The following is a 21,098-nucleotide window of genomic DNA, read 5'->3' on the forward strand; positions in this document are numbered from 1 at the left end:
CCCGCCATGACCCGTGACCACGGCCCCTCGATCAAGGACGACAAGCTCTACGCCGATCTGCGTGACGAAGGGCATTCCAAGGAAAAGGCGGCGCGTATCGCCAACGCCAAGGCCAACCCCGACATGCAGCCCTCTAAGAAAGGTGGCAAGGCGCCGCCCTATGAGGCGTGGACCAAAGACGATCTTTACGCGCGGGCGCAGCAGATCGGCATCGATGGCCGGTCGCAGATGAGCAAGGACGAGCTGATCGAGGCGCTGCGCGCGCATTGAGGCCGCGGCTCTGGCTGCAACCTCGGACGCGCGTATTTGGAAAGAGAAGAAGCGCCCGCCTGCTTCGTCTAGACCCAAATATCCTGGGGGAGGCCGCGTCAGCGGACGGGGGCAGCGCCCCCCATTGCGCGGTGGCGCCCGCACAAGTGCCCGCGTCTCACCCTACCGAAGAGCGGCGCAGCAGCTCCGCGGCGTCGGGCCTTTGCAGCATCACCTCCTGCACCTCGATCTCGGGCTGATCCGAGGCGCGGTGCCGGGGGAGCAGGGCGCCAAGCTGCGGTGACAGCTCTGCCGGCAGCGCCGCGCGGGTTCTGGTGTCGACCAGCATCGACTCGGCGGCGATGCCTTCGGCGTAGATGATCTGATGGTGGTCGAACAGCATCTGGTAGTACTCCACGAAGCCGCCCTGCTGCCGTATGATGCTGTCGCCGTTGAGCAGGTGGCGGGCGCGGACCAGAAGTTCGGCGCGGCCCGCGCCGAGCCGGTCGCGGCGCTGGTAGATGAACAGCCGGTGGTCGGGGCTCACCAGCAGGTCCCGCGCGTTGTTGAGCGCCCCGGCACGGATCAGGATCGGGGCGAAGGCGCCGCTGGCACGGACCACCTGATGGCCGATCCAGCGAATTTCCTGCGGGCCGTCGTCGCGGGTCAGCACGCGATCGCCCAGGTTCAGGTCCTCGATCGGGCGCTGCGCGCCCGAGGCCATGGTGATCAGCGTGCCGCGGGTGAACGAGACGCAGGCGGCCTGGGCGAATTTCGCCAGCGCCTCTTGCGTCGAAATGCCCACCAGCGCGTAATCCTTGCGCGGCTGCATCGGGGCGAGCGGCATCAGGAAGAGATCGGCCACCAGCCCCTCGGCATCGGTTTCCACCAGAATGATCGCCTCGGTGATCGCGCCGTCGCTGCACATCAGGGTCACGCAGCTGTCGAGATGCAGATCGGCGCCGGGCGTGCCGGTTCCGCTGTCGGGCGCAATGCGAAAGGGTGAGGCGGCGGCGGGCAGCAGCGCCAGCCGGGTCGGGCGGGCGCTTGGCGAGAGGGCGTAGACATCGTCGGGCTGCAACTCGTCGGCAAAGCTCAGCCCGTCGCCGAGGTTGGCGCCGCTGATCACGCGAAACTGCGTGCCGCGGTAGACCGTCACGCTATGCGCCGCGCGGGCGGGCTCTGTTTGGAAAGGGGCCTGTGCCGTCACCTGTGCCACCACTCGTCTCTACGTTACATGCGCGACCGTACAAATCTGTGACCTCGCGCGGGCCGCTCACCGCCGGGCGCGCACATGGTGCGTTGCTGGCGAGGTCGGAGCCTACACCCCATTGTATGCCAAGGGAATGTGTCATCATATGGCCCCGAGCCCGGCGTTTTGCCGGCGGACGCGAAGAGGAGAGCGAGATGGATCTGGGGATTTCGGGCAAGACGGCGCTGGTCTGCGCCTCGTCCAAGGGGCTGGGGCGCGGCTGCGCCGAGGCGCTGGCCGAGGCGGGCTGCAACCTCGTGATGAACGCGCGCGGGTCCGAGGCCTTGGAGCAGGCGGCTGAGGACATTCGCAGCACCTATGGTGTGCAGGTTGTCACCGCCGCCGCCGACATCGTCTCGGAAGATGGGCGCGCGCAGGTGCTGGAACTGGCCCGCGGCGCTGACATTCTGGTGACCAATGCGGGTGGGCCGCCGCCGGGCATCTGGAGCGATTGGGATCGGACCGACTTCGTCAAGGCGCTGGATGGCAACATGCTGACACCGATTGCGCTGATGCAGGCGCTGATTCCGGGGATGATGGAGCGCGGCTGGGGCCGGGTGGTCAATATCACCTCGCGGTCGGTCAAGGCGCCGATCCTGCAACTGGGCCTGTCGAACTCGGCGCGCGCCGGGCTCACCGGCTTTGTCGCGGGGACTTCGCGGCAGGTGGCGGACAAGGGCGTGACGATCAACAACCTGCTGCCGGGCGTGCATGAGACCGACCGCATCAAGCAGATGGACAGCCATGATGCCGAGCGCAGCGGGCGGCCAATCGCCGAGGTGAGCGCAGAGCGCGCGGCGGGCATCCCCACGCGAGAATATGGTCAGGCGGCGGACTTTGGCCGCATGTGCGCCTATTTGTGTTCGGTGCACGCGCGGTTCATCGTCGGTCAGAACATCGTTCTGGACGGCGGCGAGACGCTGGCGACGATCTGAGCGCATGGCACGGGGACCGGACGGGCAGGGCGGCGGTGCGGGCTTTTCGCTCGCCGACCAGCTGTTTAACCGCGACACGCTGGAGGTTCTGGCGCGCGACTATGCCGTGCTGCCGGGATTCTCGGGCGAGCGGTTCGTCGAGGCCGCGTTGCCGCGGCTGGCCGGTCTCGGCGTGCATGCGCGGCTGGAGGTGATTGCCGAGGCGCTGGCCGAGCAGCTTTCGCCGAGATTTCCCGAGATGGCCGAGCAGGCGGAGGCGGCGCTGCCGCCGCCGCTGGACCCGACGTTGCGGGACGATGATTTCGGGCGCTTCATTCACGCCGTGCCCGGGGTCTTGGCGGTACGCCACGGCATGGACCATCCCGAACGTGCGCTTGATCTGCTGCATGCGGCCACGCAGCGCTTTTCCATGGAATACGCGATCCGGCCGTTCCTGAATCGTTGGCCCGATGAGGTTCTGGCGCGGCTCGATATGTGGGTGGAGGACCCGCATTACCATGTGCGACGGCTGGTTTCTGAAGGGACGCGGCCCAAGCTGCCGTGGGGGATGGGCATTGCGCTCGATCCGCAGGTGCCGCTGCGTTATCTTGATGCGCTGCATGGGGACGAGACGCGCTTTGTAACGCGCTCTGTCGCCAATCATCTCAACGACCTGTCGAAGATCGCGCCGGACGCTGTGCTTGATCGGCTGGAAAGCTGGCAGGCGGAGGGGCGGCAGGAGGTCAAGGAGTTTGACTGGATCACCCGCCACGCCTTGCGCACCGCGGTCAAACGCGGCGAGCCGCGGGCGCTGGCCCTGCTGGGATACCGGGCGGACCTGCCCGTGCAGGCGCGGCTTTCGCTTGATCCGGTCCGTCTGCGCATTGGCGATACATTGGAGATCGCCGCCGAGATCGAGGCGCCCGAGGGAGGTGCCGTGATGGTCGACTACCGGCTGCGGTTTCATCGGCCCAAGGGTCATGCGGAGAAAGTGTTCAAGCTGAAGTCAGTGACGCTGGAGCCGGGTCAGGCGCTGCGGGTGGCCAAGCGCCACCGTATGAAGGGCGACGCAACCACCTTCCAGCTGCATCCCGGTCCGCATGCGGTGATCCTGCAGGTCAATGGGCGCGACGTGGCGGAAGTGTCCTTCGATCTTCTAAAGGCATAGAGCTTTTGCAGGGGCACTGCCCATGAACGGTCAGGATCCGGCTGTGGAACTGTCGGGGCCGGTGGGGAAAGGCGTAGCGAGCATCGCGGCGCAGCCGGGGTGCGCGTCGGCAAAGCCCAGCACCGAGGCGTTCAGGAGCAAATGCCAGCTTGCATGGTCGCCATAGGCCTGCGCGCGTGAGTAGGTGCAGCCGTCCGCCGTCGTGAAATAGCGGCCTTCGTATCCGGTTGGGGGCGGCGTTGGCGTGTCGGCGTGTGCAAGGGGCGCGGCACAGAGCAGCGCGGCAAGAGGGAGGGCGAGAGAAGCTCCAGCGGTTCGGGACGCGGCGTGGCGGGATCTGTCGCGGCTGAGATGGTGATGGGTCATCAAAGGTTCCATGAATGGCTCCTTGGCGTGGGGGTGGCCCAAGGCTGCGCGGAAAAGCTGAACCCTCTCTTCAAATATTGGGTTTTAGGCAATTACAGGCGGGGTGAGGGCGCTTGGCGCTGGCCGCGGCGAGTTGACGTGCTTTGGCGGACGGCGTGGCAAATCGCTTGGCAAATCGCGCGCTTTGGGGCAGAGGAACTGCATGAGCCAGACCTCCTTTACCCTTTCCGGGCGGGATGGGGCGGCGCGTACGGGCGTGATCTCCACCCCGCGCGGCGACATCCGCACCCCTGCCTTCATGCCCGTCGGCACCGCAGCCACCGTCAAGGCGATGCTGCCCGAGAGCGTGCGCGAGACCGGCGCCGACATCCTGCTTGGCAACACCTACCACCTGATGCTGCGCCCCGGCGCCGAGCGGGTGGCGCGGCTGGGCGGGCTGCACAAGTTCATGAACTGGGAACGCCCGATCCTCACCGATTCCGGCGGGTTTCAGGTGATGAGCCTTGCCGGGTTGCGCAAGCTCACCGAGGAGGGGGTGACCTTCAAGAGCCATATCGACGGCTCCAAGCACATGCTCTCGCCGGAAAGCTCGATGGAGATCCAGCGGTTGCTCGGCTCTGATATCGTCATGTGCTTTGATGAATGCCCGGCGCTGCCCGCCGACCGCAAGCGGATCGAGCAGAGCATGCGCCTGTCGATGCGGTGGGCGCAGCGCTCGCGCGAGGCCTTCGGCGACCGGCCGGGGCACATGCTTTTCGGTATCCAGCAGGGCGGGCTCGAAGAAGACCTGCGCGGCGAGAGTGCCGAGGCGCTGACCTCCATCGGCTTCGACGGTTACGCCGTGGGCGGCCTTGCCGTGGGGGAAGGGCAGGAGGCGATGTTCAAGGTGCTCGACTTCGCGCCGGGCCAGTTGCCCGAGGACAAGCCGCGCTACCTGATGGGCGTCGGCAAGCCCGACGACATCGTCGGCGCGGTGAAGCGCGGCATCGACATGATGGACTGCGTGCTGCCCTCGCGCTCGGGGCGCACCGGGCAGGCGTGGACGCGGCGCGGCATGGTCAACATCAAGAACGCCCGTCATCAGGACGATCCGCGCCCGCTCGACGAGCATTGCAGCTGCCCGGCCTGCCGCAGCTATTCACGCGCCTATCTGCACCACGTTTACCGCGCTGGCGAGATGATCTCTGGCATGCTGCTGACGTGGCACAACCTGCACTATTACCAGGAACTGATGCAGGGCCTGCGCGATGCCATCGCCAGCGGGACGTTCGCCGCGTTCGAAGAGCGCTTTCATGCGCAGCGCGCGGAAGGCGATATCCCACCGCTCTGAGGGCGGTTATCGCCGTCTGGAGGCGAGGGCGCGGACAAGCAGCCACAGCGCGCTCAGCGCTGCGAAGCACGCGCTGAACAGCGCCTGACAGCCCGCAGCGGTGATGGGGTTGGCCCATGAGGTCACCGCCGCGGCGATGAGCGCGAGAAAGACGTAGGGAAGGGCGGCCTTTGCCAGTTCAGGCATCGTCGCCCGTCCCAAGGCGCAGGGTGGCCTTGACCGCTCGCAGCGCATCGGCCCCTTGGTCATCGGCCCATTTGCGCAGTTGCAGCCGCAGATAGGACAGCAGGCCCAGACGCTCTGCCAGCATTTGGCTGTAGCGGCTCTCTCTGGCGATGTCCCGATCCCACTGCGCGAGGCGCGCACGGGCGGTCTCTGCGTCAGTCACATCCGACAGATCGTCAAAGAGGATCGGGCGGCCGGGATCGGCGAAGCCCGCGCCGGGTTGCCATGCCATCAGGAAGGGCCCGCGCCGCGCCGGACCAAGCTGCCCGTTGCCGGTGGCCGCGCGGATCGCGAGGTCGGCGGTTTCCATCCGGTAGCGTTGCAGGGCGATCGGACAAATCCCTTCGGGCGGGGCGGCGCTGGCGCGTTCGGCAGCGGCGGAGGTCTGCATCGGCCAGACCGTCACAACCACGCGGGCAGACGGCGGGGCGGCTTGCCAAGGGCGCTCCGCGCGATGCGCCAGCGCCGAGACGAAGGCTTCGCAGATGATGGCCGCGCGCGCGGCTTCGGGATCGGCGCTGTCTGTCGGGACATGCGGGGCGCGGGCGAAGGCGAGCACCCCGTAGGCGCCGAAATCATCCGGCGACAGATCGCCTGGGCCAGCCAGCAGCCGCGCCGAGGCGTGGTGCAGGGCGCGCCGGTTGCCGTGGCGCGAGGCTGGGTCAGGAGCCGCGTTGAGGGGCGCCTCCGCAGCCCTCTGGAGCGGCGGAAACGCGGGCGAGGGGCGCAAGCGTCCGCTCGCGGCGGCGGGCGGGGGAGGTTCGGAGGCAACCTGTAGCGGGGTGTAAACCTCTGGCGGTAGAACGATAAAGAGCAGCAGAAACAGCAGGGCAATAAGACTATGGCGCATGGCGAATGACAAATAGCTGAACTCAATTTTTGGCGAAAATTAACAAGCTAAATCTACTTTAAATTGTATCACGAAGTATGCGATCCGCGAAGTGAAAGAGCGACATGGCTACCATGACGGGCTCACGTACCTCCAACGCCAGCCATGCGTTCCGTGCATTTCCGCACATCGCCTTGCGCGGTTGCCGCGGCGCGGCGGGCGCTTATGTCTGGCTTCGCATGTTGGCCCGCCGGGCTGGCAACACGTTTGACCCAAGCAAGGGAGAGACTTCATGACCGAGGCGCTCTTTACCCCGTTCACCGCCGGTGCCATCGACATGGCCAACCGCGTGGTGATGGCCCCGCTCACCCGCAGCCGTGCCGACAACGACACCGACGAAGTCGGCGATCTGCATGTGGAATACTATCGCCAGCGCGCCGGCGCCGGGCTGATCATCACCGAAGCGTCGCAGATCTCGCAGCAGGGCAAGGGCTACATCAAGACCCCGGGCATCTACTCCGAAGGTCAGGTGGCCGCGTGGAAGAAGGTGACCGACGCCGTGCATGCCGAAGGCGGCAAGATCGTCATTCAGCTTTGGCACGTCGGGCGCATCAGCCATACGTCGATCCAGCCCGGCGGGCAGGCGCCCGTGGCGCCCTCGGCGATCGCCGCCGGTGGCAAGACCTTCACGCTCGACGGCCCGGCAGAGACCTCGACGCCGCGCGCGCTGGAGGCCGATGAGCTTGCCGGCATCGCCGCTGATTTCCGCAACGCCGCACGTCTGGCCATGGAGGCGGGCTTCGACGGTGTCGAGGTGCACGGTGCCAATGGCTACCTGATCGACCAGTTCCTCAAGACCGGCGCCAATCAGCGTGACGACGCCTACGGCGGCTCGATCGAGAACCGTGCGCGCTTCCTGTTCGAAGTGCTGGACGCGGTGACCGAGGAGGTCGGCGCCGACCGCACCGGCCTGCGCCTGTCGCCGTTCTCGCCGGCCAACGGCATCGACGACGACGACCCGCAGCCGCTGTTCGAATACGTGGTGAAGAAGCTCAACGCCTACGATCTGGCCTATCTGCACGTGGTCGAAGGCGCCACCGGCGGCCCGCGCGAGTTGGCCGAGGGCGAAAGCCTCGAAGCGCTGCACGCGCTTTATGACGGCGTGTGGATGGGCAACAACGGCTATGACCGCCAAATGGCCATCGACGCCGTGGCCAGCGGCAAGGCCGATTTGGTGGCTTTCGGTCGTCCGTTCATTTCGAACCCCGACCTGGTCAAGCGGCTCGAGAAGAACGCGCCGCTCAACGAAGGCGACCAAAACACATTCTATGCGGGCGGGGAGGAAGGCTACACCGACTACCCGACGCTGGAAGACGCCGCCTGATCGGGCGGTGACAGGGGGCGCCGCGCGGTTGGTATCCAGTGCTGCCGTTAAGGCTGTTGCAAGGTTTTCGCGCGGCGCCCCCGCATTCTCTCCTCATTGACGATTTGGCGGCTTGCGCCCGGCGCAGCGGAGCGTCACATTGGTGAGAACGGGTTTCGCGCGCTTGAAAAGTTAACGCCCGCGCCCCACCTGAATACTCCGACAGGGGACGGCAAGGGTCGCCGATATCCGGGGCCAGACCGTCCTGCCACTAGCAAGGAATGCGTATGCAACAGCCTCTCAACACATCCTATCCGGTGCTGCCGCTGCGGGACATTGTTGTGTTTCCGCATATGATCGTGCCGCTCTTCGTGGGGCGCGAGAAATCGGTGCACGCGCTGGAAGAGGTGATGGCGGACGACAAGCAGATCCTGCTTGCCGCCCAGATCGACCCCGCCGTCGATGATCCCGACTCCGACGGCATCTACCGCGCTGGCGTTCTGGCCAACGTGCTGCAGCTGCTCAAGCTGCCCGACGGTACCGTCAAGGTGCTCGTCGAGGGGCAGGCGCGCGTCAAGATCACCGAATATGTCGAAAACGACCGCTTCTTCGAAGCCAAGGCCGAGTATCTGTCCGAGATGCCGGGCGACACCGCCGCGATCACCGCGCTGGTGCGCACCGTCGGCGAAGAGTTCGAACGCTACGCCAAGGTGAAAAAGAACATCCCCGAAGAGGCGCTCTCGGCGGTTTCGGAAACCACCGACCCGGCCAAGCTGGCCGACCTCGTCGCGGGCCATCTCGGCATCGAGGTGGAGCAAAAGCAGGAGCTTCTGGAAACGCTGCCGGTGAGCGAGCGTCTGGAGAAGGTCTATGGCCTGATGCAGGGCGAGCTGTCGGTGTTGCAGGTCGAGAAAAAGATCAAGACCCGCGTCAAGTCGCAGATGGAGAAGACCCAGCGCGAGTACTACCTGAATGAGCAGATGAAGGCCATTCAGAAGGAACTCGGCGACGGCGAGGACGGCCAGAACGAGATCAACGAACTGGCCGAGAAGATCGAGGCCACCAAGCTCTCGAAAGAGGCCAAGGAAAAGGCCGAGGCCGAGCTCAAGAAGCTGCGCAACATGAGCCCGATGTCCGCAGAGGCCACTGTGGTGCGCAACTACCTCGACTGGATGCTGTCGATCCCGTGGGGCGTGAAGAGCCGCGTGAAAAAGGATCTCGGCCGCGCTCAGGATATCCTCGATCACGACCACTACAGCCTCGACAAGGTCAAGGAACGCATCGTCGAGTACCTTGCGGTGCAGGCGCGCAGCCAAAAGCTGAAGGGCCCGATTCTCTGCCTCGTCGGTCCGCCGGGCGTGGGTAAGACCTCGCTGGGCAAGTCGATGGCCAAGGCCACCGGGCGCGAGTTCATCCGCATTTCGCTGGGCGGCGTGCGCGATGAATCGGAGATCCGCGGCCACCGCCGGACCTACATCGGCTCGATGCCGGGCAAGATCATCCAGGCGCTGAAGAAGGCGAAGACCACCAACCCGCTCATCCTGCTCGACGAGATCGACAAGATGGGGCAGGACTTCCGTGGCGATCCCGCATCGGCGATGCTCGAGGTGCTCGACCCCGAACAGAACGGCACCTTCGTCGATCACTACCTCGAGGTGGAGTACGACCTGTCGAACGTCATGTTCGTGACGACTTCGAACTCGTACAACATGCCCGGCCCGCTGCTCGACCGGATGGAGATCATCCCGCTTGCGGGCTACACCGAGGACGAGAAACTCGAGATCACCAAGCGTCACCTGCTTGACAAGCAGATCAAGGCGCATGGCCTGAAGAAGACCGAGTTCACCATCACCGACGAGGCGCTCACCGACATCCTGCGCTACTACACGCGCGAGGCCGGTGTCCGGAACCTCGAACGCGAAGTGGCGAAGATCGCGCGGAAGGCGGTGACCAAGATCGTCAAGGGCGAGACCAAGCACGTGGAAGTCACGCGCGAGAACCTCGACGATTTCCTTGGCGTGCAGAAGCACCGCTACGGGCTTGCCGAGGACGAGAACCAAGTGGGTGTGGTCACCGGTCTGGCCTATACGTCGGTCGGCGGCGATCTGCTGCAGATCGAGGCGCTGCGCCTGCCGGGCAAGGGCCGGATGAAGACCACCGGTAAGCTTGGCGACGTGATGAAGGAGTCGATCGAGGCGGCGTCGAGCTACGTGCGCTCGATTTCGCCGCAGATCGGGGTGAAGCCGCCGAAGTTCGACAAGATGGACATCCACGTCCACGTGCCCGATGGCGCCACGCCAAAGGACGGCCCCTCGGCCGGCCTCGCGATGGTCACCTCGATCGTCTCGGTGCTGACCGGCCTGCCGGTGCGCAAGGACATCGCCATGACCGGCGAGGTCAGCCTGCGCGGCAACGCCATGCCGATCGGCGGCCTCAAAGAGAAGCTGCTCGCGGCTCTGCGGGGGGGCATCAAGACGGTGTTCATCCCCGAAGAGAACGAGAAGGATCTCGCCGAGTTGCCGGACAACGTGAAGACGGGCCTAGAGATCATCCCGGTCAAGCACGTCTCGGAGGTGCTTGAGATGGCGCTCATCGGCAAGCCCGAGGCCATCGAGTGGGACGAGGAGGCCGAAGAGGCCGCCGCCGCCCTGCGCGCGAAGGACGAGAAGGGCACGGGCGCCACGGCGCACTGACCGACCTTTCACAGCAAAATGCCAGAGGCGGACCTTCGGGTCCGCCTCTTTTTGGTTCGGCGCCGGTCAGATGCGGACGTCTAGGTCCGGCATCCCAAACCGACGTTTCAGGCCCGTGTTTCAGGCCCGTTCTTCAGGCCGGCTGCCGCTTCGTCTAGACGCAAATATCCCGGGGGAGACCGCGCAGCGGTCGGGGGCAGCGCCCCCACTGGCTGCCCTCAGGACAGCCGACCGACCTCCCGCCGCGGTAGATGCAAAATTTGTGAATTTTTTGCTCTGATCCCACTTGCGCCCCCCCGGCCATATCAGTAAAAGCCCGCCTACCGGGTGATTAGCTCAGTGGTAGAGCGCTTCGTTCACATCGAAGATGTCAGGAGTTCAAATCTCTTATCACCCACCATTTTTCCCAAAGGCGCGCTGTCCGGTTCCCCCGAGGCGCGCCTTTTTCTTTTTCCGATCAACACGTCAGGACCGGTAGCGCTGCGGCGGCAACGGCGCCTGACTCGGCTCGGACAAAGCCACGTCGCGGGCCAGATATGGGTTCGCCATCAGCGCCGCGGCGCGATGCGCTGCGCGGCGGCGTGCCCGCCAGCGGCGCCAGATATCCGGCAGCGACAGACGTGTGGGGCGCCATGTGCGGCGCTTTTGCGGGGCGCGCAGGGCGCGGGTCTGGGCGGTCACTCTTCTCTCTCCTTGCAGAGTCGCGGATCGCCTGTGAAAATGCTTCCTCAAGTCCACTTGAGGTCAAGCCCTTTTCGGTCCGGAGTGCCGCCATGCCCAAACCTATTGCCCGCGATCTGAGCGTCGGAGAACTGGCAAAGCGCGCCGGCGTGGCCGTCTCGACGTTGCATTTCTACGAGGCCGAGGGGCTGATAGAAAGCTGGCGCACCGAGGCCAACCACCGTCGCTATGATCGCCGCGAACTGCGCCGCGTTGCCGTGATCCGCGTGGCACAGCAGATGGGCATTCCGCTGGCGGAGGTGCGCGAGATGCTCGCCGCGCTGCCGCGTGATCGGCGGGTGGGCAAGGCTGAATGGCAAAGGGTCTCGGAAGGGTGGCGCGAGAGACTCGATGCGCGGATCCGGCGGCTCGAACAGCTGCGGGACGAGTTGGACGGTTGCATCGGGTGCGGCTGCCTGTCGCTGGAAAGTTGCCCGCTCTACAATCCGTCCGACCGCCGCAGCCGCGAAGGCCCGGGGCCGCGCAGGTGGATCGACAACTTAACGCAGGATGAGGCTTGAAAGCCGCTCAAAGCTTGGCTAAAGGAGCGTTCACGGGTGATTAGCTCAGTTGGTAGAGCGCTTCGTTTACACCGAAGATGTCGGGAGTTCGAGTCTCTCATCACCCACCATTCCTCCCCTAAAATCACGATGTAGAACGGTTTCCTGAGGGACGTGTATCGCTCGTCGCCCCGCGTGTCCGCCCAAGTGATCGCGCATCTCGCTGCAACGTTTTCAATATTGCGGCGCGATCGCAAAGATGGGCCTGAGCTCGGGGACAATGAGCAGCGACACCGCCTCCACTATGATCAAAAACAGTTCTTCGCGCGCGACGCGAGGCTTACCTGACGCGGTCTGTCAGAGCGGTGTGCCACTGACAGAGACACCCCGTGCGAGGTATCCGCAGGCCTCGGCGATGCCGGCGCTGCAGGCGACCGAAAGCACCTCGGCTTCGGTAGGCTGGCGGGTGGCGCAGGCGGACAGTGTCAGCAGCGCGCTGCCGACAAGGGCCAGTCTGAACACAGCAGGCCTGATTGAAGCCAGTGGCTTCGGGCTCGGGTCGGTCATTTCGGCATCCTCATGGGCGTATGAAGCCCGAGGCGAACGCGTGATGCAAGAGGGGCCACGTGAAAGGGCCGCTGCGCGCAGCGGCCCTCGGTGGCTGGGTGCTGATCCGCAGGCCGGGCCGGCGACCCGTCTGCTGAAAACTTAGCGGTTGGCCAGCGACTGGATCATGCTCGCTTTCTGAACCTCCGGTTTGCTCGAGGCGATGATTGCCAGCGCGTCGCCAAAGTGCTGCGCTGACATCCGTTGCATCTCGGCGTCGGTCAGATAGCGGCCGACCGAGTTGAGCTGGTGACGCGAGTAGGTGCGCGGCACCGCGCCGCTTGTGGCCAGGTACTCGACACGTGTGGTGGCCCTGCGATCGCTCTGGCTGTTTCGGGTCATGGCGAAGGCGTCGAGAAGCTCACTGCTGTCGAGCAGCGAGATCACCGAGTCGGGCACGTATTCGGACAACTGGTCGATCAGCGAATCCTGTGCGAGCACCGGGCTGCCTGCGCCAAGCGCGAGGGTCAGGGCGGAAATGGCTAGAAGGGACTTCATGGCTTTTCCTTTCGGGGTCTGAATTCGTCTCTGAAAATGGAATTCAAACAACTCGGCCCGGAAATATCGGGCCGTGCAGGGGCATGGGAGACAACGTTGGGCGGTAGAGGCGAGAGGCCCGCCCGGCAGAGCCTTGGCCGGACAAAGGGGATGGTGTGGCGGCAAAGGTGCCCCATATCAACCCTTAACATAAAACCAGAACGCGGGATAGATGGTAGCGTGTGTCAATGCTGGAAAACCGTAGCTTTAGCCGGGTTCAGACGCCCAGCCAGCGTTGCCCTGCCAGCCGTCCCGCAACGCCGCAGACGGAGATGGCAAGTCCGTACCAGAGCAGGAAGAATGCGGCGCTGTCCTCGTCGCAATGCACCGCGTAGACCGCCGCTGCGGCACCGCCCGCGAGCAGGCCCGCAAGCAGGCCGGTGCGCGCCGGGCGAGGCTCGACACGGTGGCGCAAACCGCGGAACAGGGCGATGGCGATGGGCAGGGCCAGCGCGGGAATCGACAGCAGGCACTGCCACAGGCTCTGGCCCAGAACATCGCCTCCAGACAGCGCCGCCAGCAGCCACCCGGCAACGCTCGCCCCGGCCAGAAGCGCCAGCGGCCAGAGCGGAACCTGCGCCTCGGGGTCGCCGCGGCGCAGCGCGATCCACGCAAGGCCGGCCAGAACCACGGTCAGCCCCTGTTTGACCAGCAGCGGCAGCATCAGAAGCACGTCCGGCCAGCCCGGGCGCATGCCCCAGAACACCAGCATCAGCACGATGGACAGCGCCACACCGAAAGCCACGCGCCACAGCAGGCGCGGGCGTTTGGCCGGCACGTCGTCGGCGCTGAGCGCGGCGATCAGCTCATCGGTTTCCATTCTTCCTCCTTCCTGGCCGCGTCGGCCAGTCGTCTCAGGGCCCGGTGCAGTGCCACGCGCAGCGCGCCGGGGCTGAGGTCGAAATCCTTTGACAGCGTGGCGGCGTCAACACCGTTCACCGCGTGCTCGCGCACCAGTGCCGCATCGCGCGCCGGCAGCCGGGCCAGCGCCTGTTCCAGATGCAGCCCGGCCAGCGGGTCCACAGCGGGCGCGTCGAGGCCGGGATGATCCTCGACCGGTTCATGCGGCGCCTTTGGGGTCTTGCGCAGCACGTCGATCGCCTTGTGCTTCACGATCACCCGCACCCAAGGCATCAGCGGCCGGGCCGGGTCCCAACTGCCGCGCTTGAGGTGGATCGACAGCAGCGCTTCCTGCACGACGTCCTCGGCCAAATGCGCGTGCTGGGCGGGCAGGTCGCGGCCGGCCATGGCGCGCATCCGCGGCACCAGACGCGACAGGCAGCCGGCATAGGCCTTGCGGTCGCCGCCGAGCGCGGCGCGCATCAGCATCTCGATCTCTTCGTCCTGTCCGCGTGCGGGGGCTGTCATCGGCGTCCGGTCCGGTCCTGCTGCTCGGGCATCTGTCTGCGCATACGGGCGCGTGGGGCGCCGCGTTACAGCGCCTGCGGAATATTTCGAATTTATCACGGATGCGCGAGCCGCGTAACAAATCCCCCCGCTGTGCCGAAGACCCCGGTGCAGACGCTGATGTCTGCGAGCCAATTTCGGAGAGACTGACATGACCATTCACAGCAAACATCTCGCCCTCGCCGGTGCCGTCGCCGCCGGTCTCGCGCAAATGACCGGCGCCGCCCACGCGCAGGATCAGGAGAAATGCTACGGCGTTGCCATGGCAGGCGAGAACGGCTGCGCTGCCGGGCCGGGCACCACCTGCGCCGGCACCTCTTCGGTGGATTATCAGGGCAACGCATGGACGCTGGTGCCCGCGGGCACCTGCGCCGAGATCGAACTGCCCGCCATGGCCGACGGCAGCGACCGCATGGGCTCGCTCGAGCCGCTCGAGCGCGACCTGCCGCAGGGCTGAGCGTTCTGACGCGATGCGCGCGGCGGTCCGATCGGTGCCGCCGCGCGCCCCAGTCCCGCATCAAGGGAGGAGTCCATGCAGACGATCCAAGACACCCGGCAGACGCTGCCCGACACCGCTGGCATCGGGTTCAAGTCTCAACACTTCGACGATCTGGCCGAGCCCGGCGCGGTGAACTGGCTGGAGGTGCACGCCGAGAATTACATGGTCGACGGCGGTCCGCGCCTTGCCATGCTCGACGATCTGCGCGCGCGCTTTCCGATCTCGGTGCATGGCGTCGGGCTTTCGATCGGCGGCGAGGGTCCGCTCGACACGGCTCATCTGGCGCGGCTACGCCAGCTCATCGACCGTGTGAACCCGGCGCAGTTTTCCGAGCATCTTGCGTGGTCCACCCATGAGGGCACCTATTTCAGCGATCTGCTGCCGCTGCCCTATACCGAGGCCACGCTGGCGCGGGTCGCGGCGCATGTGGACGAGGTGCAGCAGCACCTTGGGCTGCGCATGTTGCTGGAGAACCCGTCGAGCTATGCGGTGTTTGCCGAAAGCACCATGAGCGAGACCGACTTTCTTGCCGCTGTGGCGCGGCGGACCGGCTGCGGTCTGCTTCTGGACATCAACAACGTCTTCATCTCGGCCAGCAACCTCGGCACGTCGGCACCCGCCTATCTGGCCGACTACCCGGTCGAGGAGGTCGGCGAGGTCCATCTGGCGGGCTACGCCGAAGAGGACGACGGGCAGGGCGCACCGCTGCTCATCGACACCCATGGTGCACCAGTGGCCGATCCCGTCTGGGCGCTCTACGCCGACCTCATCGCGCGCATTGGGCCGCGTCCGACGCTGATCGAATGGGACAACGACGTGCCCGATTTCCCGACCCTCGAGGCGGAGGCCGCGCGTGCCATGCGTGTCATGGCGCGGCGGCGCGCGGCATGAGCGGGCAGGGAGATTTCGCTGGCGCGCTGCTGTCGGCGCAGCGCCCGCGCCCGGCAGCGCTGCGCGACCCTTCGGGCGCGGGCGCCACGCGCCGGTTCGATGTCTACCGCAACAACGTGGCGGTGGCGCTGACCGAGGCGCTTGGCGCCGCCTTTCCGGTGGTCGAGCGGTTGGTCGGCGAGACGTATTTCCGCGCCATGGCGCGGACCTTTGCCGAAGAACACCCGCCGCGCAGCCCGGTCATGGCCATCTATGGTGTCGCCTTTCCCGAATGGATCGCCGGTTTCCCGCCGCTGGCAAAGCTGCCCTATCTGCCCGATGTGGCGCGGATCGAGCAGGCCCGTCGCGAGGCAAGCCAAGCGGCCGATTGCAGCCCGCTTCCGCCAGACGCGCTTGCCGCTCTCCCGCCCGAGGCGTTGGCCGGGCTTTGCCTGCGGCTGCATCCGGCCCTGCGTTTGGTGACGACGCGGCCCCCGGCTCTGGCGATCTGGGCCCGCAACGCAGGCCGCGCCGATCTGGCGCACAGCAACGCCGCCGAGGTGCTGGTCAGCAGACCGCATCTGGCGGTGCACACCCACGCCGCGCCCGCAGGCACCGCCGCAACGCTGGCGGCGCTCGCCCAAGGCGCTCCCCTTGGCTCCGCGCTGCCCGCGGACGCCGATCACGCCGCGATCTTCGCCGGGCTCTTCGCCGCCGGTGCCTTCGCCGCAGATGGAGACCTCGGATCATGACCCATGTGCTCACCTCCGACGCGCCGGACCTCAAGACGCGCGTGTTGCGCGGCGAAGCGGCGCTCACCGCCATCACTCCGGCGCTTCTCGGCCTCGCCGGTCGAGCGGTCTTCGCCGCGACGCTGGCCGGGTTCTTCTGGTCTTCAGCGCTGACCAAGATCGATGGCTTCGGCCTGTCGCTCAACGGCTATGCGCAGATCTTCCCGCGCGCAATGGAGGCGGTGAATTACGACGCCAGCCAGCTTGGCCCGATGGCGCATATTGTGGTCGCTGCGGGCACGGCAGCGGAACTCATCCTGCCGCTGCTGCTGATCCTTGGTCTGGCGACACGCCTCGCCGCCTTGGGGATGCTCGGCTTTGTCGTGGTAATGAGCCTCACCGATATCATCGGCCACGGCGTCGACACGGCAGCCATCGGCGCGCTCTTCGACCGCCACCCGGATGCGCCGATCCTCGATCAGCGCCTGCTTTGGGCGCTGTTGTTCGTGATGCTGACCCTGACCGGCGGTGGCTTTCTGTCACTTGACCGCTGGCTGCGCCGACGCTGGTTGCGCGGCTGAGGCTGCTTTGCTTGGCGAGGTGTACCCAACGAGCGCGCGAGGGCAGCGCGGCGGATCAGCCTTCGACAGCTGCCCAACGGGCCTCGAGCTTCTCCAGCGCGGCGACCCGCTCCGAGGTCTTGGGGTGCGACAGCAGCCACGCAGGCATGCCGCGCCCGCCACCGCCGCTCAGCCGCTCGAGCTTGCTGAACAGAGACTTCTGCGGGCCGATCCCGATCCCCGCCTTGTGCAGCAGCGCGGCGGCATAGGCATCGGCCTCATATTCGTCACCGCGCGATAGCCGTGCCGCCAAGAGCGAGGTGAGGGCGTTGGCGATCAGCGGCCCGAGGCCGGGAATGAAGCGGGCAAAGACCATCACCAGCGCCGTGCGGATCGCGTTCTGGCCCGAAAAGTCGATCATACGGCGCCGCGAATGGCCCAGAGCCACATGGCCCATTTCATGGGCGATCACCGAAGCCAGTTCCTCTGCGCTGACCTCGCCAGCTTTGTAGCGGTCGTAGAAGCCGCGGGTGATGAAGATCCGCCCGTCCGGCGCGGCCAGCCCGTTGACCGGGGCAATCTCGTAGATGTTCACCCGGATGCGCGGCAGGTCGAGCGCCGCCGCCATGCGATCGGTCAGCGCCTTGAGCTTGGGATCGGCCAGTTCGGTGGAGCGTCCGTCAAGCTCGCGGGCGGTGCGCCACGCCGAGAAATGGTAAGCGACGACGGCATAGGCGATGGCCAGAAGGATCGGCATGAGTTTGAACATGCCTTCAATATGGGGATGCGGGCAGGGCGCGCCAAGCCCTCATCACCGTCACACGCGGCGAGCCCGGGGTGCGTATTTGCAGAACAATGAAGCTTGGGCGCGGCGTTCAACGAGACGCAAATCCACAAAAGAAAACGTCCCGGCCGGGCAATGCGGTCGGGACGTCGAGTCGTTCTGAAGATCGCGCGCGGATCAGGCGTCGGTGTCGCCGTCCGATCCGCCTTCGGCCTCGCCAACCACTTCGTCCGCGTCGCCCTGATCGGCGATCCACGCCACCGAAACCACAACCTCGCCGGCGCGGGTGTTGAACACCTTCACGCCGCCGGCATTGCGCGAGCGGAACGAGATACCGTCCACCGGCACCCGGATCGACTGCCCGGTGGACGTGGCGAGCATGATCTGATCGTCCATCTCGACCGGGAAGGAGGCCACAATCTCGCCGCCGCGCATGGTTTTCTCCCACGCGGTGACGCCAAGCCCGCCGCGTCCGCGCACCGGGTAGTCGTGGCTCGAGCTCAGCTTGCCGAGGCCCTTGGCAGTGATCGTCAGCAGCAGGTTCTCGGCCGCCGACATCTCGGCGTAGCGCTCTGGCGACAGCAGGCTGTCGGCGTTGCCCTCTTCGTCTTCCGACGCGTCGGCCTCATCGGCGATACCGGCCATGGCGCGGCGCATCTTGAGGTAGGACGCACGCTCATCCGAAGTGGCCTCGAAGTGCCGGATCACCGACATCGAGACGACCTCGTCGCCATTGTTGAGCTTCACGCCGCGCACCCCGGTGGAGTTGCGAGAGTTGAACACCCGCACGTCCGGCACCGGGAAACGGATGGCGCGGCCAGAATCGGTGACCAGCATCACATCGTCGTCTTCCGAGCAGATGCGCGCGTTGATCAGGCGCATGTCCTCGCCATCCTCGAACTTCATGGCGATCTTGCCGTTCGATTTGACGTTGGTGAAGTCCGACAGGCGGTTGCGGCGCACCGAGCCCTTGTTGGTGGCAAAGACGATCTGCAGATCGTCCCAGTCTTCCTCGGGGCGGTCCACAGGCATGATCGCCGCCACCGACACGCCCTGCGGGATCGGCAGGATGTTGACGATGGCCTTGCCCTTGGACGTGCGGCCGCCCTGCGGCAGGCGCCAGCACTTGAGCTTGTAGGCCATGCCCTCGGTGGTGAAGAACAGAAGCTGCGTGTGGGTATTGGCCACGAACAGCTGCGTGACCACGTCGTCTTCTTTCAGGCCGCCGCCCGACAGCCCCTTGCCGCCGCGCTTCTGGGCGCGGAAATCGGCCAGCGGGGTGCGCTTGATATAGCCCGATTGGGTGACCGTCACGACCATGTCTTCGCGCTCGATCAGGTCCTCGTCGTCCATGTCGCCGGCCCAATCGGCGATCTCGGTGCGGCGGGGTACGGCGAACTGGTCTCTCACCGAGATCATCTCATTCGAGATGATCTCGAGGATGCGCTCGCGGCTGCCCAGAATCTCGAGGTATTCCTTGATCTTGCCGGCCAGTTCTTCGAGCTCGTCGGTGACCTCTTTCACGCCCAGCTGAGTGAGGCGCTGCAGGCGCAATTCAAGGATCGCGCGGGCCTGAGTTTCGCTGAGGTTATAGGTGCCGTCGTCGTTCATCTTGTGCGTCGGATCGTCGATCAGACGGATGAACGGCGCGATCTCGTCAGCAGGCCAGCGCCGGGTCATCAGTTTCTCGCGGGCCTCGGCAGCATCTGCGGAGGCGCGGATCGTCGCAACCACCTCGTCGACGTTGGCCACCGCGACAGCCAGACCGCAGAGCACGTGGCTGCGCTCGCGCGCCTTGCGCAGCAGGTAGGCGGTGCGCCGGGCGATGACGTCCTCGCGGAAGTCGAGGAAGGCGGTGAGGAAGGCGCGCAGGGTCAGCTGCTCGGGCTTGCCGCCGTTCAGCGCCAGCATGTTGCAGCCGAAGCTGACCTGCATCGGGGTGAAGCGGTAGAGCTGGTTAAGCACCACCTCGGCGGTGGCGTCGCGCTTGAGCTCCACCACCACGCGCACGCCCGAGCGGTCGCTCTCGTCCTGAACGTGGCTGATGCCTTCGATCTTTTTCTCACGCACGCATTCGGCGATGCGCTCGATCATCGTCGCCTTGTTCACCTGATAGGGAATCTCGTCGATGACGATGGCGTAGCGGTCGCGGCGCAGTTCTTCGATGCGTGTCTTGGCGCGGATGATCACCGAGCCGCGGCCCTCGAGGTAGGCCTTGCGCGCGCCCGAGCGGCCGAGGATCACGCCGCCGGTGGGGAAGTCGGGGGCGGGAATGTAGTCGATCAGCTGCTCGGAGCTGAGATCGGGGTTCTCGATCAGCGCCAGCGTCGCATCGATCACCTCGCCGAGGTTGTGCGGCGGGATGCGCGTCGCCATGCCGACCGCGATGCCCTCGGCGCCGTTGACCAGCACGTTGGGATAGCGCGCGGGCAGCACGATGGGCTCGTTGCGCTCGTTGGCGTAGTTGGGAACGAAATCGACCGTGTCCTTTTCGATGTCTTCGAGCAGGGCCTCGGCGGTCTTGTCCAGACGCGCCTCGGTGTAACGGTAGGCGGCGGGCGGATCGCCGTCCATCGAGCCGAAGTTGCCCTGACCGTCGATCAGCGGCAGCGACATCGAAAAGTCCTGCGCCATGCGCACCAGCGCGTCATAGACCGCCGAGTCGCCGTGCGGGTGGTAGCGGCCCATCACGTCGCCGACCGCGGTGGCGCATTTGCGGTAGGGTTTCGACTTGGTCTGCCCGTTCTCCCACAGCGTGTAGAGGATGCGTCGATGCACAGGTTTTAGGCCGTCGCGCAGATCGGGGATCGCGCGGCTGACGATAACGCTCATGGCGTAGTCGAGATAGCTCGACTTCATCTCGTCGATGATCGAGATCGCCGGCCCGCCGTAGGAAGGACGCTCGGGCCGCGGGGATTCGTCTTCGTTTTCAGGGGTTTCCGGCGTGTCGTTCACGTTGCTCGCCCGTCCGTGATTTCTCTATATGTTGTTACAGAGAGTTATATCAGATGCTAGGTGTTGGGCGCAATGGCGCCGGCTTCCGATTTCTGGCAGCCACCTTGGCTGATGGCTAACACACTGTTTTCGTTGAAAACTAAGAGAGCTCGCGGCACGCTTGTTACATGGTTGTCATGCGAGGTAAAGCGAATGGAGCAAAGCGCCACGGAACTGATGCTGAAGGGGTATGGGCTGACCACCGCCGAGATGTTCTACCGGATGCCCGATTATAACAACGTGCTGAACACATTTGTCTGGCAGGAGTACGATCTGGCGCCGGATCATCCGCGGCTATTCAAGTTCATCGAGTTCTGGCAGGAAGAGATCGAGGGCCCGCTGCATTCGGTGCGGTTCACCCATCGCAAGATGCTGTCCGGCGGCGAGTGGCGGCAGGTGGTGGGCGAGTTTCATTACCACTGACGCGGCACAGGCGGCACGGTCGAAGCGTGCGTATTTTTAAAGAGAAGAAGGGCCCGGCATCGCGCACGGGCCCTTCTT

Annotated in this window: 23 protein-coding genes and 2 tRNA genes; 14 read left to right on the top strand and 11 right to left on the bottom strand. The window is 65.7% G+C overall.

Annotated elements, in window-relative coordinates:
- The first annotated feature begins 6 nt into the window (after window positions 1-6).
- Complete coding sequence (locus ACXAJT_RS17855) at window positions 7-270, top strand: DUF7218 family protein (protein WP_475237390.1); 264 nt, start codon at window positions 7-9, stop codon at window positions 268-270.
- A 157-nt stretch (window positions 271-427) separates the two neighbouring features.
- Here the strand turns inward: ACXAJT_RS17855 and ACXAJT_RS17860 are convergent, their stop codons facing one another.
- Window positions 428-1,459, bottom strand: a complete 1,032-nt coding sequence (locus tag ACXAJT_RS17860) for a Hint domain-containing protein (RefSeq protein WP_475237472.1) — start codon at window positions 1,457-1,459, stop codon at window positions 428-430.
- A 197-nt stretch (window positions 1,460-1,656) separates the two neighbouring features.
- On the opposite strand from ACXAJT_RS17860, the gene ACXAJT_RS17865 reads away from it, so the two are divergent.
- Together ACXAJT_RS17865 and ACXAJT_RS17870 are read left to right on the top strand one after the other, a co-directional pair.
- On the top strand, window positions 1,657-2,436 hold the full coding sequence (locus ACXAJT_RS17865) for an SDR family oxidoreductase (protein ID WP_475237391.1): 780 nt from the start codon (window positions 1,657-1,659) through the stop codon (window positions 2,434-2,436).
- A gap of 4 nt (window positions 2,437-2,440) precedes the next feature.
- Window positions 2,441-3,583 (top strand): hypothetical protein, encoded by a 1,143-nt coding sequence (locus ACXAJT_RS17870; protein WP_475237392.1) that lies wholly within the window; start codon window positions 2,441-2,443, stop codon window positions 3,581-3,583.
- Window positions 3,584-3,613: 30 nt separating this feature from the next.
- On the opposite strand, the gene ACXAJT_RS17875 is transcribed toward ACXAJT_RS17870, so the two are convergent.
- Window positions 3,614-3,961: a hypothetical protein gene (locus ACXAJT_RS17875; RefSeq protein WP_475237393.1), complete on the bottom strand. Its 348-nt coding sequence runs from the start codon at window positions 3,959-3,961 to the stop codon at window positions 3,614-3,616.
- A gap of 190 nt (window positions 3,962-4,151) precedes the next feature.
- On the opposite strand from ACXAJT_RS17875, the gene tgt reads away from it, so the two are divergent.
- Window positions 4,152-5,279 carry a tRNA guanosine(34) transglycosylase Tgt gene (tgt, locus tag ACXAJT_RS17880; protein ID WP_475237395.1) on the top strand — a complete coding sequence of 376 codons (1,128 nt, stop codon included), beginning with the start codon at window positions 4,152-4,154 and terminating at the stop codon, window positions 5,277-5,279.
- A gap of 6 nt (window positions 5,280-5,285) precedes the next feature.
- Here the strand turns inward: tgt and ACXAJT_RS17885 are convergent, their stop codons facing one another.
- Entirely contained in the window at window positions 5,286-5,465 is a 180-nt protein-coding gene (locus ACXAJT_RS17885; RefSeq protein WP_475237397.1) for a hypothetical protein, read from the bottom strand.
- A complete protein-coding gene (locus ACXAJT_RS17890; RefSeq protein ID WP_475237399.1) occupies window positions 5,458-6,354 on the bottom strand; it encodes a hypothetical protein in 897 nt (298 codons plus the stop codon). The genes ACXAJT_RS17885 and ACXAJT_RS17890 overlap by 8 nt, the downstream gene beginning before the upstream one ends.
- A gap of 271 nt (window positions 6,355-6,625) precedes the next feature.
- On the opposite strand from ACXAJT_RS17890, the gene ACXAJT_RS17895 reads away from it, so the two are divergent.
- The 3 genes from ACXAJT_RS17895 to ACXAJT_RS17905 all read left to right on the top strand — a co-directional run bounded on the left by ACXAJT_RS17895 (window position 6,626) and on the right by ACXAJT_RS17905 (window position 10,789).
- A complete protein-coding gene (locus ACXAJT_RS17895; RefSeq protein WP_475237401.1) occupies window positions 6,626-7,717 on the top strand; it encodes an alkene reductase in 1,092 nt (363 codons plus the stop codon).
- Window positions 7,718-7,983: 266 nt separating this feature from the next.
- Entirely contained in the window at window positions 7,984-10,389 is a 2,406-nt protein-coding gene (gene lon / locus ACXAJT_RS17900; RefSeq protein ID WP_475237402.1) for an endopeptidase La, read from the top strand.
- Window positions 10,390-10,714: 325 nt separating this feature from the next.
- Window positions 10,715-10,789: transfer RNA gene (locus ACXAJT_RS17905), tRNA-Val, on the top strand.
- A gap of 65 nt (window positions 10,790-10,854) precedes the next feature.
- On the opposite strand, the gene ACXAJT_RS17910 is transcribed toward ACXAJT_RS17905, so the two are convergent.
- The gene (locus tag ACXAJT_RS17910; protein ID WP_475237403.1) at window positions 10,855-11,070 is read right to left on the bottom strand and encodes a hypothetical protein; all 216 of its coding nucleotides are present in this window, start codon (window positions 11,068-11,070) and stop codon (window positions 10,855-10,857) included.
- A 92-nt stretch (window positions 11,071-11,162) separates the two neighbouring features.
- Between ACXAJT_RS17910 and soxR the strand changes: the two genes are divergently transcribed.
- Together soxR and ACXAJT_RS17920 are read left to right on the top strand one after the other, a co-directional pair.
- Window positions 11,163-11,630, top strand: a complete 468-nt coding sequence (gene soxR, locus ACXAJT_RS17915; RefSeq protein WP_475237405.1) for a redox-sensitive transcriptional activator SoxR — start codon at window positions 11,163-11,165, stop codon at window positions 11,628-11,630.
- 34 nt (window positions 11,631-11,664) lie between these two features.
- Window positions 11,665-11,740, top strand: a tRNA-Val gene (locus ACXAJT_RS17920).
- A 226-nt stretch (window positions 11,741-11,966) separates the two neighbouring features.
- Here the strand turns inward: ACXAJT_RS17920 and ACXAJT_RS17925 are convergent.
- The 4 genes from ACXAJT_RS17925 to ACXAJT_RS17940 form a co-directional block, all read right to left on the bottom strand.
- Window positions 11,967-12,176, bottom strand: a complete 210-nt coding sequence (locus ACXAJT_RS17925; RefSeq protein WP_475237407.1) for a hypothetical protein — start codon at window positions 12,174-12,176, stop codon at window positions 11,967-11,969.
- A 141-nt stretch (window positions 12,177-12,317) separates the two neighbouring features.
- Entirely contained in the window at window positions 12,318-12,713 is a 396-nt protein-coding gene (locus ACXAJT_RS17930) for a hypothetical protein (protein WP_475237409.1), read from the bottom strand.
- A 256-nt stretch (window positions 12,714-12,969) separates the two neighbouring features.
- The gene (locus ACXAJT_RS17935) at window positions 12,970-13,572 is read right to left on the bottom strand and encodes an NrsF family protein (RefSeq protein WP_475237410.1); all 603 of its coding nucleotides are present in this window, start codon (window positions 13,570-13,572) and stop codon (window positions 12,970-12,972) included.
- Window positions 13,554-14,120 carry a sigma factor gene (locus tag ACXAJT_RS17940; RefSeq protein WP_475237411.1) on the bottom strand — a complete coding sequence of 189 codons (567 nt, stop codon included), beginning with the start codon at window positions 14,118-14,120 and terminating at the stop codon, window positions 13,554-13,556. Before ACXAJT_RS17940 ends, ACXAJT_RS17935 begins: the two co-directional genes overlap by 19 nt.
- Window positions 14,121-14,310: 190 nt before the next feature.
- On the opposite strand from ACXAJT_RS17940, the gene ACXAJT_RS17945 reads away from it, so the two are divergent.
- The 4 genes from ACXAJT_RS17945 (at window position 14,311) to ACXAJT_RS17960 (ending at window position 16,840) form a co-directional block, all read left to right on the top strand.
- Window positions 14,311-14,616, top strand: coding sequence for a BufA1 family periplasmic bufferin-type metallophore (locus tag ACXAJT_RS17945; protein ID WP_475237412.1), 306 nt, complete (start codon window positions 14,311-14,313; stop codon window positions 14,614-14,616).
- Window positions 14,617-14,691: 75 nt separating this feature from the next.
- Window positions 14,692-15,549 carry an MNIO family bufferin maturase gene (gene bufB / locus ACXAJT_RS17950; RefSeq protein ID WP_475237413.1) on the top strand — a complete coding sequence of 286 codons (858 nt, stop codon included), beginning with the start codon at window positions 14,692-14,694 and terminating at the stop codon, window positions 15,547-15,549.
- Window positions 15,546-16,280, top strand: a complete 735-nt coding sequence (locus ACXAJT_RS17955; RefSeq protein WP_475237414.1) for an HvfC/BufC family peptide modification chaperone — start codon at window positions 15,546-15,548, stop codon at window positions 16,278-16,280. Before bufB ends, ACXAJT_RS17955 begins: the two co-directional genes overlap by 4 nt.
- Window positions 16,277-16,840, top strand: coding sequence for a DoxX family membrane protein (locus ACXAJT_RS17960; protein WP_475237415.1), 564 nt, complete (start codon window positions 16,277-16,279; stop codon window positions 16,838-16,840). The genes ACXAJT_RS17955 and ACXAJT_RS17960 overlap by 4 nt, the downstream gene beginning before the upstream one ends.
- A gap of 55 nt (window positions 16,841-16,895) precedes the next feature.
- On the opposite strand, the gene ACXAJT_RS17965 is transcribed toward ACXAJT_RS17960, so the two are convergent.
- Window positions 16,896-17,588: a M48 family metalloprotease gene (locus ACXAJT_RS17965; protein WP_475237416.1), complete on the bottom strand. Its 693-nt coding sequence runs from the start codon at window positions 17,586-17,588 to the stop codon at window positions 16,896-16,898.
- A gap of 192 nt (window positions 17,589-17,780) precedes the next feature.
- On the bottom strand, window positions 17,781-20,558 hold the full coding sequence (gene gyrA / locus ACXAJT_RS17970; protein WP_475237417.1) for a DNA gyrase subunit A: 2,778 nt from the start codon (window positions 20,556-20,558) through the stop codon (window positions 17,781-17,783).
- Window positions 20,559-20,750: 192 nt separating this feature from the next.
- Here gyrA and ACXAJT_RS17975 point away from each other — a divergent pair, with 192 nt between their 5' ends.
- Window positions 20,751-21,020, top strand: coding sequence for an usg protein (locus ACXAJT_RS17975; RefSeq protein ID WP_475237418.1), 270 nt, complete (start codon window positions 20,751-20,753; stop codon window positions 21,018-21,020).
- Window positions 21,021-21,098 lie beyond the last annotated feature (78 nt).

Source organism: Salipiger sp. ABF4_146 (assembly GCF_056161345.1).